This window comes from Paenacidovorax caeni (assembly GCF_001298675.1).
Taxonomy (GTDB): domain Bacteria; phylum Pseudomonadota; class Gammaproteobacteria; order Burkholderiales; family Burkholderiaceae_C; genus Paenacidovorax; species Paenacidovorax caeni.
Genome location: NZ_CYIG01000010.1, coordinates 40,936 through 57,005, shown reverse-complemented (window position 1 = coordinate 57,005; position 16,070 = coordinate 40,936). Strand labels below are relative to the sequence as shown.

Here is a 16,070-nt window from a genome sequence, read left to right as displayed (position 1 = left end):
GCAGGCCATGCGGCCGCTGCGTCTTACGACTTCGCCAGGTTCATCTGCGTAGGCGTGCCGGTGAGGTAGCCCACGGCCGCGCCGGCCTTGTCACGATAGTTGGCCTTGACCAGCGGATCCAGCGTGTTCTTGACCACGTTGTGGATGCCACCCCAGTCGCCAGCGTGCTGGAAGTTGCTCATGATGTAGGTCCAGCCGTTGATCTCGTCCACGGCGTGCAGGCCGGTGGATTCGCCGCCCGCGGGGATCGACATGACGCGCGACAGCTGCTTGGTGTCGATGTGGTAGGCCCACAGGAAGTTGTTGACGTGCTGGCTGCTGTCCTCGCCGATGAACAGGGTGCGCATCTTTTCCGAGAACTTCAGGTTGTCCGGGTTGGCCACCTTGTTGGGGTTGGCCGTGTTGCCCAGGGCGTCGGCGGCTATGTCTTCGCCGACCAGCAGCGCCTTCAGGTCCACGGGCATCCAGTCGCTGTTGATGGCGCCGCCGGCCGTGTCCTTCAGGCCACCGCGGAGGTTGAGCGCCATCACGGCACCGGCCTTCAGCGTCTTGGGGATGGAGACACCGTTGCCCGGCACGTTGGCGGCGTTGCCGGCCACCATGGAGTCCTGGCAGTTTTGCAGGGCGGAGTAGGCCACCTTGTCCTGGATGTTGACGGTCGTGCCTTCCATCTTCGAGAAGCCCATGCTGGCGCCGCGGTAGGCGGCGTAGCGGTGGGTTTCGAGGAAGGCGGCGGCCTTGTCCATGCCGGGGTTGATCTTGATCCACTCGGTCTTGCCGTTGGCGACGATCTTGGTGAAGCTGGCGTCGTTCGGGTCGGCCTTCACCACGGTCATGATGTCCGTGGGCTTGAGCGTGTTGGCCAGTTGCTCGATTTCGGCGCTGGTGGCGGAGCCGAGCTTGATCCAGGTGAGCGCTGCTGCGCCGGTGGCTGCGGGGTCGATCGAGAAGCCCGCACCCACCTTGGCGGCGTACAGGGTGCCGGAGGACAGATCCTTTTCCCGGTCGGCCACGAACACGAAGTAGGCGCTGTTGGTGGCGTCGTCACCCATCAGCGCCGTACGCTGGTCGGGCATGACCTGCACCAGCTCGTGCGAAATGCGGCCCATGCAGAAGTGCTTCTTGATGCTGCCCGTGCCGTCGGGGTTGACGATGACTTCGGGCATGTGGCCATAGTGGTAGGGGTTGGCCTTGGTGGCGTCGCCGTACAGGTTCTGGCTGTAGGCCTGGAACATGGCGTTGCTGGCGATGCTGAAGGCATCGGGCTCGTATTCCTCGCTCGACAGGTGGGTGCCCCAGGGCGACAGGCTGGCGCCGCAGGTGATCCACAGGCCGTGCACCTTGGAGGTGTCCACGTTGTGGTACTTCACCAGGCTCAGCTTGCCGGTGGTCTGGTCCTGGTCCAGCGTCAGCACGGCGATGGGCGAGGGCAGCTTGCCGTACATGTCGGTCTTGCCGTCCTGCGCCCAGGTGGTGTACTCAAACTGCACCACGGCGAACACCGGCTTGCCCTTCACGCCATCTACCTTGGCATTGGGCACGGTGAGCAGCGAGGTGCCGTCGGGCGCGTCAGAGAAGAACTGGCGCTCGGCGCCGGCCACGCTCTTGTCGATGATGGGCTGGTTGTTGATGTCCACGTAGCCGCCGGCCAGCACCTTGCCGCCCTTGCCATCGGACACCAGATCGCCCGTGATGAAGAAAGGCTGGTAGGCCAGCTGGTACGACTGCGAGCTGCCGTCGCTGAACTTCACATTCAGCGCCGAGCCCACCGTGGTGGTGGCCATGGCGGCCGGGTTGGCCAGTGTGGGGGCGGCCATCGAGGTGAAGGAGGCCGAGGCGAAAGCGGCGCTGCTGCCGTCACCGCCGCCGCAACCCGTGGCCAGCAGGGCGGCCGTAGCAGTGGAGCCGAGGGGCAGCAGCGGGGCGCTGGCCAGGAATTGCAGGGCCTTGCGGCGTGTAGGCTGGGTCGGTTGGGACATGGTGGGGTCGTTATGTGGTCAAGAACGGAAGGTGCGGGCGCCGTCCATCACGGCTTCCACGGCGCATGCTAGGAACGCCGTGTGACATTTCCATGAAGGCAAAGAAAAACCCGGCCAGGGCCGGGTTTCGTGCAGGGGGCGGGGCGCTCAGTCCGCTGGTGGCGGGGGCGCGTCTTCCGTGGCGGGTGCGGGCGCCGCCTGCAGGTATTCCTCGGGCGGCTCGAAACAGTCGCGGAAGGTGAACACCACCGAGCTGAAGAACATGGCCGCCAGCACCATGGCCGCGCCGACCATGAGGCCCCCGGCGGCGGTGCCGACGGCCAGTGACAGCAGCCCGGTGACCAGCGCCACCACCATGCCCGCAGCCAGAAACACACCCATCCAGGCCAGGCCAAAAACCATGAAGGCGCCGAAGTTGCGCACGCAGGCCACGAGGCTGAAGAACAGCGCCTTGACCGGTGGCACGCCGTGCCAGTGCACCAGGCCGGGCGCGTGCCAGAACAGCAGCGACAGCGGCAGGTACAGCAGCACCGACAGCCACATCGCGCCCTGGAAGGCAGGGCTCTCGGCCACTTCTGGCGTCAGCTTGGCGCCACCGAAGTAAACCTGGGCGAACTGCCCGCCATCCACCAACGCCGACAGGCCCATGATGCCCAGGAAGCCCACCGCGTACATGCCGCCCAGCGCCAGCATGGCGCGCAGGCGCCGTTGCCCGGTGCGAAACGCCACCAGCAGCAAGGCGGGCGTGGGAAAGCGCCCCTGCTGCGCCTCGGCCGTGGCCACCATCATGGCCAGCGTGGCGGCAGGCAGCAGCGCCAGGGCAATGGGTGCGCCCACCAGCGGCACCAGCGTGGCCAGCGACATCGCGGCCATGGTCATGAAAAACAGCGCCGCCAGCGCCAGCGGCTGGCGCCAGAACGCGCGCACGCCAAGCTGTACCCATTTCACGCCGGTGTAGGCGGGGACGATGCGAAGTTTCATGGCCTGGAGTCTATGCGTCCATGTGCAGGGGGTGGGCAATGCGCTCGCGCAGCACGCGCTCGAAGTGCCCCGGGTCGTGGGGCTTCAGCATGCTGGCCTCGCGCGGCAGGTGGAAATCCCACAGGCGCGAGATCCAAAAGCGCAGCGCACCCGCACGTGCCATGGCAGGCAGCAACGTGCGCTCGGCAGCGGTGAGCGGGCGCACTGCCTGGTAAGCCGCCAGCATGGCCTGGGCGCGCGGGGCGTCATGCCTGCCCGTGGGCAAGTCCACGCACCAGTCGTTCAGGCATACGGCCAGGTCGAACAGGAAGGTGTCCACCCCGGCGAAATAGAAGTCGAAAAAGCCCGTGAGCCGCTCGCCGTCGAACATCACGTTGTCGCGGAACAGGTCGGCATGCACCGGGCCGCGCGGCAGCGCCGCGTAGCTGCTGCTGGCGGCCACGTGGTTCTGGTATGCCAGCTCGGCGCGCAGCAAGGTGCTCTGGGCCTCCTGCAGGTAGGGTAGCACCACGGGCACGGTCTCGTTCCACCAGGGCAGGCCGCGCAGGTTGGGCTGGCTGCGTTCGTAGTCGCGCCCCGCCAGGTGCATGCGCGCCAGCATGGCGCCCACGGCCTCGCAGTGCACGGCAGCGGGGGCCAACTGGCTTTTGCCCGCGAGCTTCTGCACGATGGCGGCGGGCTTGCCGCACACCTGGTGCAGGATGTCGCCGCTCTCGTGGTCGGCCTGCGGATCGGGCACGGGGATGCCCTTGTGCGCCAGGTGCTTCATCAGGTACAGGTAGAAGGGCAACTGCTCGGCGCTCAGGCGCTCGAACAGGGTCAGCACCCATTCTCCCTTGTCGGTGCTGAGGAAGTAGTTGGTGTTCTCGATGCCGCCCTCGATGCCGCGCAGGCCCGTGAGTTGGCCCAGGGACAGGCGTTGCAGCAGCGTCTGCGCTGCGTCTTCGGAAACTTCGGTGAAAACAGCCATGGTGCGAACGGGCGCGCCAGGGCGCCTGCAATCCGGAAAATCGGTCGGTGAAGAAGAGGGGGAGGGTGGAGAGGGGGTGTGCTTCAGAACTTGAGCACGTTCCACACGCGCGGGCCATTGGTGTCGGTGCTGTCGCTGCGGCTGCGGGTGTGCGGACTCTGGGTGCCAGGCTGCACCTCGTAGGCCGGCAGTTCGCCGGTCTTGGGCTGCACGGTGATGGTCTGGGTCTGGCCGCCCACGCGCAGCTCGTTCACGCGGCTGCCTTCGTCCTCGACCTGGATGCGCTCGGCACGCTGGTTCAGGCGTGGGTCTTTTTGCTCATCTCTTTGTAGCTGCTGGCGCTTGTCTGGCGCGCCTTCGGTGCTGTTTTGGCCCATATTTTGGGCAAGTACGGAGGTGCTGGCCAGGCAGGCCAGCAGCAGGAGGGGGATGGAAACGGCGCGCATGGCGCGATTGTAGGCGGGTGCGTAGGGGCGCGCCCCGCCCCGGCGCTCAGCGCTGCGGCGGGCAGCTCTGGGCCGTGCAGGCGCTGGTGTGCTGGGTGATTAGGCCGCGGTAGTTCTGGCCCATCTGGCCCATGCGGGCGCACACGTCGCCGCGCGCGTCGAAGGCGTAGCCCTGGCTGGCATCGGCGTTGAGCAGCTCCACGCGCGCCAGGCCTGCCTGGGCAAAGGCCTGCGGCTGGCGCCACTGCGGGGCGCAGATGCTATGGAAGACGAAGGTGGCGTACACCAGCTCGGTGACCTCGGGCTTGCCCATTTGCAGCTGCAGCACACCCTGTTGCATGCGCGCGGCCGTGAGGCCGTTGCCCAGCAGGGGTTTTTGCAGCACCTCGGGCACGTTCTGGAAGACCGGTTCGGCCAGGGTAAGGGTGCAGGCGCCGGCCAGCAGCAGGGGCAGGAGTTTTTTCATCGCGGTTTCCTTCGGCATCGGCGGATTGTGCCGTTGCACGAAGCCTTTTCCTTGCGGTGACAATCGTCCCCCATGACGCAAGACAAAACCTTGGTGCTGGTCGATGGTTCCAGCTACCTGTACCGCGCCTTCCACGCCATGCCCGACCTGCGTGCCGTGCCGGGCGACCCGAGCAGTAGCCCCACGGGCGCCATCCGCGGCATGGTCAATATGCTGCAGGCCCTGAAGAAAGAGGTGGCGGCCGACTACGCGGTGTGCGTGTTCGACGCCAGCGGCCCTACCTTCCGCGACGCCATCTACCCTGAGTACAAGGCGCAGCGCCCGGCCATGCCCGAGGCGCTGCGTGCGCAGATCGAGCCAATCCACGAGGTGGTGCGCCTGCTGGGCTGGACGGTGCTGGCGATTCCCGGCGTCGAGGCCGACGACGTGATCGGCACCCTGGCCTGCATGGCCGCGCGGCAGGGCGTGCAGGTGGTCATCTCTAGCGGCGACAAGGACCTGAGCCAGCTGGTGAACGAGCGCATCACCATCATCGACACCATGAATGGCAAAAAGCGCGACGTGGCCGGGGTGACGGCCGAGTTTGGCGTGCCGCCCGAGCGGATGATCGACTTCCAGGCCCTGGTGGGCGACGCGGTGGACAACGTGCCGGGCGTGCCCAAGGTCGGCCCCAAGACGGCGGCCAAGTGGCTGGGCGAGTACGGCTCGCTCGATGCGCTCATGGCCCGCGCGGGCGAGATCAAGGGCGTGGCCGGCGAGAACCTGCGCGCCACGCTGGACTGGCTGCCCACCGGGCGCCAGCTCGTCACCATCAAGACCGACTGCGACCTGAGCGGGCATGTGGCCGGTTTGCCTGCTCTTGATTCGATAGCTGTTGGCGCACAGCAGACGGGCGCTTTGGCCAGTTTTTATGAAAAATACGGCTTCAAGGGCCTGGCGCGCGCGCTGCAGGAGGCCCGCCCGGCGCCTACCCCCGCCGTGGCCATGCCGGGCGAGAGCGGCGACCTGTTCGCCGACCACAGCGCCAGCCCCGTGGCCGAGGCGGCGCAGCAGCGCAGCGTGGTGTACGACACCATCCTGAACTGGGCCGATTTCGACCAGTGGCTGGCCCGGTTGCTGAAAGCCGACCTGGTGGCGCTGGACACCGAGACCGACTCGCTCGACGCCATGCGCGCGCAGATCGTCGGCATCTCCTTCAGCGTGCAGCCGGGCGAGGCCGCCTACATTCCGCTGCGCCACGAGGGGCCAGACACCCCGGCGCAGCTGCCGCTCGATGAGGTGCTGGCGCGCCTCAAGCCCTGGCTGGAGGACGCGCGCCACGCCAAGCTGGGCCAGCACATCAAGTACGACCGCCACGTGCTCGCCAACCACGGCATCGAGGTGCGCGGCTACCGCCACGACACCATGCTGCAGAGCTACGTGCTCGAAGTGCACAAGCCGCACAACCTGGCCAGCCTGGCCGAGCGCCACACCGGCCGCAAGGGACTGAATTACGAGGACCTGTGCGGCAAGGGCGCGCACCAGATCCCGTTCGCCCAGGTGCCGGTGGACAAGGCTGCGGCCTACTCCTGCGAGGACTCCGACCAGACGCTCGAAGTGCACCAGGCCCTGTGGCCGCTGCTGCAGGCCAACGAGCGCCTGCGCGCCATTTACGAGCTGGAGATGGCCAGCAGTGAAACCCTGTTCCGCATGGAGCGCAACGGCGTGCTGATCGATGCCGCCTTGCTCGCGCAGCAGAGCCACGAGCTGGGCCAGCGCATCCTGCAGCTGGAGACCGAGGCCTACGAGATCGCCGGCCAGCCCTTCAACCTCTCCAGCCCCAAGCAGCTCGGCGAAATCTTCTTCGACAAGCTCGGCATGCCGGTGGTGAAGAAAACTGCCACCGGCGCGCGCAGCACCGATGAAGAAGTGCTGGAAAAGCTGGCCGAGGACTATCCGCTGCCCGCCAAGCTGCTGGAGCACCGCAGCCTCACCAAGCTCAAAGGCACTTACACCGACAAGCTCGGTGCGCTGGCACTGCCGCGCACCGGGCGCGTGCACACGCACTACGCGCAGGCCGTGGCCGTGACCGGGCGCCTGTCCAGCAACGAGCCGAACCTGCAGAACATCCCCGTGCGCACGCCCGAGGGGCGGCGCATCCGCGAGGCCTTCGTGGCACCGCCGGGGCGCGTCATCGCCAGCGCCGACTACAGCCAGATCGAGCTGCGCATCATGGCCCACATCAGCGGCGACCAGTCGCTGCTGCACGCCTTCCAGCACGGCCTGGACGTGCACCGCGCCACGGCCGCCGAGGTGTTCGGCGTGCCCGTGGACCAGGTCAGCAATGAGCAGCGCCGCTATGCCAAGGTCATCAACTTCGGCCTCATCTACGGCATGAGCAGCTTTGGCCTGGCCAAGAATTTGGGCCTGGACAACCAGGCCGCCAAGAACTACATCCAGCGCTACTTCGAGCGCTACCCCGGCGTGCAGCAGTACATGGAGGAAACCAAGGCCCGCGCCAAGTCGCTGGGCTACGTGGAAACCGTGTTTGGCCGCCGCCTGGTGCTGCCCGAGATCAACTCGCCCAACGGCCCGCGCCGCGCCGCCGCCGAGCGCGCCGCCATCAACGCGCCCATGCAAGGCACGGCGGCCGACCTCATCAAGCGCGCCATGGTGGCCGTGCAGGCGCGCCTGGATGCCGAGAAGCCCGAGATTCTGATGGTCATGCAGGTGCACGACGAACTGGTGTTCGAGCTGCCCGAGAGCGAGGTGGACTGGCTGCGCCGCGAGGTGCCGCGCACCATGGCCGGCGTGGCCGCGCTGAAGGTGCCGCTGCTGGCCGAAGTGGGCGTGGGGCGCAATTGGGAAGAAGCCCATTGAGCCGCCCCTGGGCGGCCCGCTGCGCGCATGCCGGAGGACGACGCGATGAACGACAAGCAAGCCACGGCCGACAAGCAGACGATGGCTGTCCTGCTGGCGGAAGGATTCGCACGTTGCCGTGCAAGTGGGCCTGATCTCGGGCGCCGCCATCGTCGCGGCGCTGGGCAAGTTCCTGCTGGCTTTGCTGCTGCTGGGGCTGGCCTGGGGCCTCGTGCGGCGCATGGCGTAAAAGCCAATCTCTGATTTTTCTTTTTTTCAAGGAGCGATGCCATGGCGTTTGACGAACTGAAGCAAGACCTCGATGCTCTCGTGCCCGGCCACACCGCCGACGGCGCCAGCCGCCGCACCGCCTTGCACCTGATGCTGGGGGCTGGCTACGCGGCCGCCGCCGCGCCAGTCATGGCGCAGACCGCCATCCAGACGCCCGCGCAGGGGCTGGTGGCAGGCATGGTGCAGATCGAGGTGGGCGGCTTCCAGATGCCGGCCTACCGCGCCGCGCCTGCGGGCCGCGGCAACCTGCCCGTGGTGCTGGTGGTGCAGGAAATTTTTGGCGTGCACGAATACATTACCGACGTGTGCCGCCGCCTGGCGCGCGAGGGCTATCTGGCCATTGCCCCGGCGCTTTATGCGCGCCAGGGTGATCCCGCGCAATACACCGAGGTGGCGCGCCTGCTGAGCGAGTTAGTCGCCAAGGTGCCCGACGCGCAGGTGCTGGGCGACCTGGATGCCACCGTGCGCTGGGCCGGCGCCCACGGCGGCGACCTGGCCAGGGTGGGCATCACCGGCTTTTGCTGGGGCGGGCGCATCACCTGGCTGTACGCGGCCCACGGCCCGGTGAAGGCCGGCGTGGCCTGGTATGGGCGCCTCGCGGGCGAGGCCAACGCGCTCACGCCGCGCCACCCGCTCGACGTGGCTGCCGCGCTCAAGGCGCCGGTGCTGGGCCTGTACGGCGAAAAAGACAGCGGCATCCCTCTTGACACGGTCGATAAGATGAAAGAAGCCCTGCGCAAGGGCTCGGCCGCCGCCCAGGCGTCCGAGTTCGTGGTCTACCCCGATGCGCCGCACGCTTTCCACGCCGACTACCGCCCGAGCTTCCGCAAGGAGGCGGCCGAGGACGGCTGGAAACGGGCGCTGGCCTGGCTGCGCCAGCACGGCGTAGCCTGACGACTCCTGGCCCTTCGGGGCTTTTTTTGATGAAAACAGGCGCAGGCCCTTATTGGGTAAGCGCTAAAAGCTATGACATTGCTAGCAATTCTCCTGGCCACACTGTCTGCCGGCATCGGCAGCGTCTGGGTGGCCGCGTTCCTGATGCGCGCCGGTCTGGCAGAGCCCGCGCGCCAGGTCGGCCCGCAGCAGCTGCTCAGCCTGGCCGCCGGGGCGCTGCTGGCCACGGCCTTCATGCACCTGCTGCCCGAGGCGTTCGAGAGCGCCGTGGAGGCGCGCCACCTGTTCGCCACGCTGCTGGTGGGCGTGGTGTTCTTTTTCCTGCTCGACAAGGCCGAGCTGTGGCACCACGGGCATGAGCATGGGCACGACCACGCGGGCCACGGGCACGGAGATGGCAGTGCGCATGGCCATGCGCACGACCATGACCACCATCACCACCACGCCCCTGCAACGGGGGGCTGGGCGGTGCTCACGGGCGACAGCGTGCATTGTTTTGGCGACGGCGTGCTCATCGCCTCGGCCTTTATGGCCGACATGCGCCTGGGCCTGGTGGCGGCCCTGTCGGTGCTGGCGCATGAGGTGCCACACCACATGGGCGACCTGATGGTGCTGCGCCAAAACAGCGCCAGCCGCCGCATGGCGCTCATCAAGGTGTCACTGGCGGGCGCCGTGACGGCGCTGGGCGGGTTGACGGGCTACTTCCTGGTGGGGCAACTGCACGACTGGCTGCCGTACTTCCTGGCGGTGGCGTCCAGCAGCTTCGTCTACGTGGCGCTGGCCGACCTGATTCCGCAACTGCAACGCCGCCTGAGCGCGCGCGAAACCGTGGTGCAGGTGGTGTGCCTGCTGGCCGGCATGGCGATGGTGATGGCCGTGAGCAGCCTGGTGCACCGCTACGCGCACGGCACCGGCGCGGTGCACGGCCATGTGCACGAAAACGCCCATGACCACGAGGAGGGGCATGGGCACTGATGCGCGTCTCGCCCGCTGAGGATCAGCGCGCGAGCTCCTCGCGCACGGCAGCCATCTGGCGCCGTGATACCGCCACAGGCTCGGCCAGGCCGTGCAGGCGCACGGCCCAGCCGTCGCCTTCCTCGGGGTCGCAGTATTTTTCCAGCGCACGCACGGCGTGGCGCGCAACCAGGGCGTTGCGGTGCACACGCAGGAAGTACGCGGGATGGCGCGCCTCGAAGTCCTGCAGCGCGCCGTCGAGCACGTAGGTGCGCTGCGCGGTGCGCGCGGTGATGTATTTCTGCTCGGCCTTGAGGTACAGCACCTCGGCCAGCGGCAGGCGCTCGGTGCGGCCCCGGTCCTGGATGAGCAGCGCCTCGCCCTCGGCGCTGGGCGCGGGCGCTGGGGCCGGGGCGGGCGGGGTGCCGCGCCCACGCTGCACCTTGGCCAGCGCCTGCTGCAGGCGCTGCAGGCGCACCGGCTTGGTCAGGTAGTCCACCGCGTCCAACTCAAAGGCGCTCACGGCATGGTCGGCGTGCGCGGTAACGAAGACGATGGCCGGTGGCTGCGCCAGCGCGCGCAGCGCGTGCGCCAGCGCCAGCCCATCCTGGCCGGGCATGTGGATGTCGAGCAGCACGGCATCGACGGCGCGGCCGCTGGGCGACTGCAGCAGCGCCAGGGCCTCGGCGGCGTGCGCGGCCTCGGCCACGGTGTAGCGCGGCTGGGGCTGCTGTGCCTGGCAGTCGGCCAGCAGCGTGCGCAGGCGTGCGCGGGCCAGGGCTTCGTCGTCCACGATCAGGATGTGCATGGGCTCCTCGAATCTGGTTGGTCATTCATGGCACGGTGGCTGGCGTGCATCGTACGAAACGGGTGCGCCCCAGGCCAGCGGACGATGGGGCGTTTCTCATCCGCAGGGGATCGAAATGCGCACCTGGTACAGGCCATTCTTCACCTTGGTGCTGAACTGTGCCTGCACGTCGTGCAGCAGGGCCAGGCGGGCGCGCACGTTGTCCAGGGCAATGCCGTGGCCGCGCGTGCTGGTGCTGCCCTCGTGCGGTGCTGGCAGGGTGTTGGTGATGCGCACCACCACCCGGTCGCCGCGCCGCTGCGTGGCGATGCGCAGCTTGCCGCCGTGGCGGCTGGGCTCTACGCCGTGCTTGACGGCGTTTTCCACCAGTGGCTGCAGCAGCAGCGGCGGCAGGTGAGCGCCGTCGGCGTTGGGGTCAAGCAGCCACTGCACGCGCAGCCGCTCGCCGAAGCGCACTTGTTCGATCGCCAGGTAGCGCTGCGCGAGCTGGATTTCCTCGCCCAGCGTGGCCGTCTCGCCCTGCTCGACCAGGGCGTGGCGGAACAGGTCGCTCAAATCCTCCAGCAGAGCTTCGGCCTGTGCGGGCTCGGCGCGCACCAGGGCGATGGCGCTGTTGAGCGTGTTGAACAGAAAGTGCGGGCGGATGCGCGCCTGCAGCTCGGCCAGGCGCGCCGTGGTGGTGGCGGGCGCACGGGCGCGCGCACGCAGTATCAAGCCCGCCACCAGCAGGGCCGAGAGCAGCGCGCCGGCGGCGGCGCAGGCCAGCCAGGGCGGGTTGTCGGCCAGCACCAGCGCCAGCAAGGCGCAGGCCAGCAGCCCGGCCAGGGTGCCCAGCAGCACACCCGCCGTGTACTGCTGCGCGATCGACAGGCGCTGCAGCCAGACCTTGAGGCTGCAGGCCACCAGCAACCAGGCCAGCGTGGCGGGCAGCACGCCGCCCGTGAGCAGCGCCAGAGCGGCCAGCCACTGCGCGGGGGTCTCGGTGGCAAACATCGCGCCCACGCCGGCCACGGCCTCGACGAACAGCACGGCGCGCAGCACCACGCCGGCGTGGCAGGCGTCGAAAACCAGGGCGCGTTTCGGCGTGGCGGTAGCGGCGGGGGATGGCGTCGATAAAATTTGCGTCTCTTGCATTGCGGCGTCCGGGTGTTCCGGGGGCCGGAACCCTTCGGATTATTCCCTCCCCATGCCTACCAGCCAATCCACGCACGCGCTTGCGCAGCCCTCCGCCAACCAGCTCGACACCAAGGCGCAAGCCTGGTCGGCCTTGTTTTCCGAACCCATGAGCGAGCTGGTCAAGCGTTACACCTCCAGCGTGTTCTTCGACAAGCGCCTGTGGCAGGCCGACATTGCCGGCAGCCTGGCGCACGCCGAGATGCTGGCTGCGCAGGGCATCATCAGCGCGGACGACCATGCGGCCATCCAGCGCGGTATGGCGCAAATCACGCAGGAAATCGAATCCGGTGCCTTCGAATGGAAGCTCGACCTGGAAGACGTGCACCTGAACATTGAGGCGCGCCTGACGCAGCTCGTGGGCGACGCCGGCAAGCGCCTGCACACCGGCCGCAGCCGCAACGACCAGGTGGCCACCGACGTGCGCCTGTGGCTGCGCGGCGAGATCGACCTGATCGGCGGCCTGCTCACCGATCTGCAAAAAGCCCTGGTGGAGGTGGCAGAAAAGAACGTGGATGTGATCCTGCCCGGCTTCACCCACCTGCAGGTGGCGCAGCCCGTGAGTTTTGCGCACCACATGCTGGCCTACGTGGAGATGTTTGCGCGCGACGCCGAGCGCATGGCCGACGTGCGCCGCCGCACCAACGTGCTGCCGCTGGGCAGCGCGGCGCTGGCTGGCACCACCTACCCGCTGGACCGCGAGCGCGTGGCGCGCACGCTGGGCATGGACGGCGTGTGCCAGAACAGCCTGGACGCCGTGAGCGACCGCGACTTCGCCATCGAGTTCACCGCCGCCGCCAGCCTGTGCATGGTGCACGTGAGCCGCCTGTCGGAAGAGCTCATCATCTGGATGAGCCAGAACTTCGGCTTCATCAAGATCGCCGACCGCTTCACCACCGGCAGCTCGATCATGCCGCAGAAGAAGAACCCCGACGTGCCCGAGCTGGCGCGCGGCAAGACCGGCCGCGTGGTGGGCCACCTGATGGGCCTGATCACGCTGATGAAGGGCCAACCCCTGGCCTACAACAAGGACAACCAGGAAGACAAGGAGCCGCTGTTCGACACCGTCGATACGCTCAAGGACACGCTGCGCATCTTTGCCGAGATGGTCGGCGGCCAGGTGAATCCCCAGACGGGGGCGAAAGAGGGCGGCATCACCGTCAACCCGCAGGCCATGGAGGCCGCTGCGCAAAAGGGCTACGCCACCGCCACCGACCTGGCCGACTACCTGGTGAAGAAGGGCCTGCCCTTCCGCGACGCGCACGAAACCGTGGCCCACGCCGTGAAGGCGGCCACCGCGCACGCCTGCGACCTGTCGGAACTGCCGCTGGCCGTACTGCAGGGCTTTCACCCCAGCATTGAAAAAGACGTGTACGAATGCCTGAGCCTGCGCGGCTCGCTGAACGCGCGCAACACCCTCGGCGGCACCGCACCGGCCCAGGTGCGCGCGCAACTGGCGCGCCACCGCGCACGCCTGGGTTGATCTAAAAATAGGAGCGGCTGGCGCTTGTTCAGCAAGGGTTTCGGATGGTTTTCATTATGAAACTGGCTTGTGGAAAGCGCTACCAGCTCCTGTATTCATAGCATTCGCTGGAGCCCTCCATGTCCCACACCCGCCGCCACCTGCTCGCCAGTGCACTGGCCGCTGCCGCTCTGCCCGCCTGGGCGCAGGGCGGCAAGCCGCTGCGCCTCCTGGTCGGCTTTCCCCCGGGCGGAGGTACCGACGCCATCGCCCGGCTGCTGGCCGACAAGCTCAAGGACCGTCTCGGCACCCCTGTGGTGGTGGAGAACCGCCCCGGCGCCGGTGGCCAGATCGCGGCGCGCGCGCTGAAGATGGCGCCCGCCGACGGCACCACGCTGTTCCTCACGCACGACCACACCATCTCCATCCTGCCGCAGGTGGTGAAGAACCCGGGCTTTGCACCGGACGAAGACTTTGTGCCCGTGGCCGGCATCGCCAGCTTCGTCAACGGCTTTGCGCTGGCTGGCGGTACCCCGGCGCGCAGCTTCACCGGCTACGTCGATTGGCTGCGCAGCCAGCACGGCGGCAAAGGCGCGGTGGGCATTCCGGCACCGGCGTCCACGCCCGAATTTCTGGTGCAGCTGCTGGCGCGGCGCTACCAGCTCGACCTGGTGGCCGCGCCTTACCGCGGCGGCGCGCCGCTGCTGGCCGACATGATGGGCAACCAGATCGCGGCCGGCATTGGCTCGGTGCAGGACTTCATCGAGAGCCACCGCGCGGGCAAGATCCGCTTCGTCGCCGTGCTCGGCGGCAAGCGCCAGGCCGAACTGCCCGATGTGCCCACGTTCGCCGAGCTGGGCCTGCCGGGCTTCGAAGACATGCCCTACTACGGCTTCTACGCCCCGCAGGGCACGCCGCAGAAAGCCATCGACACCTTCAGCGCCGCCGTGGCCGAGGTGCTGGCACTGCCGCCGGTGCGCGAGCAGCTCACGCACATGGGCTTGACGGTAGGGCACATGAACCCCGCGCAACTGGCCGCGCGCGAGCAGGCCTACACGCAGGTGTGGCGCAAGATCATCCAGACCAGCGGCTTCCAGCCGCAGTGAGTGGGAACACCCCACTGAGCGGCTGCGCGGCTTCCCCCGTTCGGGCGGCACCGGTTTTATGGGGTGTTGTGCTCCTGAAATAAGAGCTGCTAGCGCTTGCTGGGTAAGCTCCAGCGCCACAAAAGGCCAAGTGTTTCAGTTATCCATGGCGCCTCGCGCCACCCGCAGCCGATGCAACCGGCGCGGCCTAGGCGCGGGCAGCCGCGCAAGGGCCGCCCCGCCGCGCTGGCTGCGTCCCCCTGCCCGCATGGCGTAGCCATGCGAGAGCGGGGGGGAAGGCGCAAAGCGCCTCAGGGGGGTGTTGTTTCATCTTCAGAGTGTGTAGCTGGCGCCGGCGTGCGGCACCTGTGCGCGCCAGTGCAGCGTGTGCTCGATGCGTTGGCGCAGCGCGTCCGAGGCGCCCATGTCCCCGTGCACCACGAACACCTTGCCCGGCGCCGACGGCATCTGGCCGAGCCAGCCGATGAGCTGGGTGGCGTCGGCATGGGCCGAGGCCGAGTGCAGCTGCTGCACCTTGGCGCGGATCGCTACCTCCTGCCCCAGCATGCGCACGCTTTTTTCGCCCGCAGCCAGGCGTGCACCGCGTGTGCCCGGGGTCTGGTAGCCGGTGAGCAGGATCAGATTGCGATGGTGGCCCGCGTGCAGCGCCAGGTGGTGCAGCACACGCCCGCCCGTGGCCATGCCGCTGGCAGCCAGGATCACGCGCGGGCCGTGCAGCCGCGCCAGGGCCTTGGATTCGTCGGTGGTGCGCACCAGCGTCGTGCCCTGGGTCATGGTGTGGAGCTCCGCCGCAGTGAGGCGGTGCGCCCCCATGTGCTCGCCCAGCAGCTGCGTGGCGCTCACGGCCATGGGGCTGTCGAGGTACACCGGCAGGTTGGCCGGAATGCGGTTCTGGGCCTTGAGCCGCGCGATGGCCAGCATGAGCTGCTGTGCGCGTCCCACGGCGAACACCGGCACCACGGCCACGCCGCCGTGTGCGGCCAGGTGCGTGAGCGCGGGGGCGAGTTCGTCCTCCATGCACAGCGCGGGGTGCTCGCGGTCACCGTAGGTCGACTCGACCAACACCACATCGGCAGCCGGGGGGGCTTCGGGCGGCAGCATCAGCGGGTCGTCCGGCCGGCCCAGATCGCCCGAGAACAAGATGCGCTGCCCGCCCACTTCAAGCAGTACGCTGGCTGCGCCCAGAATGTGCCCGGCGCCGAAGAAGCGCGCGCGCCAGCCTGGCAGCGGCTCGAAAGGCTGGTGCAGCGGGTGGGCCTGCAGCAGGCGCAGGCTGTGCACGGCGTCAAGCCGTGTGTACAGCGGCAGTGCCGGGTCGTGGCGGCTCAGGCGGTGGCGGTTCAGGTAGGAGGCCTCTTCTTCCTGCAGGTGGCCGCTGTCAGGCAGCAGGATGCCGCACAGGTCGCGCGTGCCTGCGGTGCAGTGCACCGCCCCGGCGTAGCCCTGGCGTGCCAGCAGGGGCAGGTAGCCGCTGTGATCCAGGTGGGCGTGGGTGAGCACCACGGCGTCGATGCGCGAGGCGGGCACCGGCAGCGGTTCCCAGTTCATCTCGCGCAGGCTCTTGTAGCCCTGGAATAGCCCGCAATCGACCAGCAATTGCTGACCCGCGTGCTGCACGAGGTACTTGGAGCCGGTGACGGTGCCGGCGGCGCCCAGGAAGGTGATGCTGACGCTCATGGAAAAACGCTCCGTGGTGATCCTG

The 16,070-nt window shown here is 68.3% G+C and carries 13 protein-coding genes; 5 read left to right on the top strand and 8 right to left on the bottom strand.

Annotated elements, in window-relative coordinates; translation table 11 throughout:
• Window positions 1–23: 23 nt before the first annotated feature.
• From BN2503_RS06585 to BN2503_RS06565, 5 genes are all read right to left on the bottom strand, one after another.
• Complete coding sequence (locus tag BN2503_RS06585) at window positions 24–1,979, bottom strand: PhoX family protein (RefSeq protein ID WP_054255855.1); 1,956 nt, start codon at window positions 1,977–1,979, stop codon at window positions 24–26.
• 147 nt (window positions 1,980–2,126) lie between these two features.
• Window positions 2,127–2,960 (bottom strand): BPSS1780 family membrane protein, encoded by an 834-nt coding sequence (locus BN2503_RS06580; protein WP_054255854.1) that lies wholly within the window; start codon window positions 2,958–2,960, stop codon window positions 2,127–2,129.
• A gap of 10 nt (window positions 2,961–2,970) precedes the next feature.
• Window positions 2,971–3,930: a homoserine kinase gene (locus tag BN2503_RS06575; RefSeq protein WP_054255853.1), complete on the bottom strand. Its 960-nt coding sequence runs from the start codon at window positions 3,928–3,930 to the stop codon at window positions 2,971–2,973.
• An 83-nt stretch (window positions 3,931–4,013) separates the two neighbouring features.
• Entirely contained in the window at window positions 4,014–4,376 is a 363-nt protein-coding gene (locus tag BN2503_RS06570; protein WP_054255852.1) for a hypothetical protein, read from the bottom strand.
• Between the two features lie 46 nt (window positions 4,377–4,422).
• Window positions 4,423–4,842: a hypothetical protein gene (locus tag BN2503_RS06565; protein ID WP_054255888.1), complete on the bottom strand. Its 420-nt coding sequence runs from the start codon at window positions 4,840–4,842 to the stop codon at window positions 4,423–4,425.
• Between the two features lie 72 nt (window positions 4,843–4,914).
• Here BN2503_RS06565 and polA point away from each other — a divergent pair, with 72 nt between their 5' ends.
• The 3 genes from polA to BN2503_RS06550 all read left to right on the top strand — a co-directional run bounded on the left by polA (window position 4,915) and on the right by BN2503_RS06550 (window position 9,840).
• Window positions 4,915–7,701 (top strand): DNA polymerase I, encoded by a 2,787-nt coding sequence (gene polA / locus BN2503_RS06560; protein ID WP_054255851.1) that lies wholly within the window; start codon window positions 4,915–4,917, stop codon window positions 7,699–7,701.
• Window positions 7,702–7,971: 270 nt separating this feature from the next.
• Window positions 7,972–8,865: a dienelactone hydrolase family protein gene (locus BN2503_RS06555; protein WP_054255850.1), complete on the top strand. Its 894-nt coding sequence runs from the start codon at window positions 7,972–7,974 to the stop codon at window positions 8,863–8,865.
• A gap of 72 nt (window positions 8,866–8,937) precedes the next feature.
• Window positions 8,938–9,840: a ZIP family metal transporter gene (locus BN2503_RS06550; RefSeq protein ID WP_054255849.1), complete on the top strand. Its 903-nt coding sequence runs from the start codon at window positions 8,938–8,940 to the stop codon at window positions 9,838–9,840.
• A gap of 22 nt (window positions 9,841–9,862) precedes the next feature.
• On the opposite strand, the gene BN2503_RS06545 is transcribed toward BN2503_RS06550, so the two are convergent.
• Both BN2503_RS06545 and BN2503_RS06540 read right to left on the bottom strand, forming a co-directional pair.
• Window positions 9,863–10,627: a LytR/AlgR family response regulator transcription factor gene (locus BN2503_RS06545; protein WP_054255848.1), complete on the bottom strand. Its 765-nt coding sequence runs from the start codon at window positions 10,625–10,627 to the stop codon at window positions 9,863–9,865.
• A 96-nt stretch (window positions 10,628–10,723) separates the two neighbouring features.
• A complete protein-coding gene (locus BN2503_RS06540) occupies window positions 10,724–11,761 on the bottom strand; it encodes a sensor histidine kinase (RefSeq protein ID WP_054255847.1) in 1,038 nt (345 codons plus the stop codon).
• A gap of 52 nt (window positions 11,762–11,813) precedes the next feature.
• On the opposite strand from BN2503_RS06540, the gene argH reads away from it, so the two are divergent.
• Both argH and BN2503_RS06530 read left to right on the top strand, forming a co-directional pair.
• Window positions 11,814–13,283 carry an argininosuccinate lyase gene (gene argH, locus BN2503_RS06535; protein WP_054255846.1) on the top strand — a complete coding sequence of 490 codons (1,470 nt, stop codon included), beginning with the start codon at window positions 11,814–11,816 and terminating at the stop codon, window positions 13,281–13,283.
• 119 nt (window positions 13,284–13,402) lie between these two features.
• Window positions 13,403–14,368 (top strand): Bug family tripartite tricarboxylate transporter substrate binding protein, encoded by a 966-nt coding sequence (locus tag BN2503_RS06530; protein ID WP_054255845.1) that lies wholly within the window; start codon window positions 13,403–13,405, stop codon window positions 14,366–14,368.
• 312 nt (window positions 14,369–14,680) lie between these two features.
• Here the strand turns inward: BN2503_RS06530 and BN2503_RS06525 are convergent, their stop codons facing one another.
• On the bottom strand, window positions 14,681–16,045 hold the full coding sequence (locus tag BN2503_RS06525; RefSeq protein ID WP_054255887.1) for an MBL fold metallo-hydrolase: 1,365 nt from the start codon (window positions 16,043–16,045) through the stop codon (window positions 14,681–14,683).
• Window positions 16,046–16,070 lie beyond the last annotated feature (25 nt).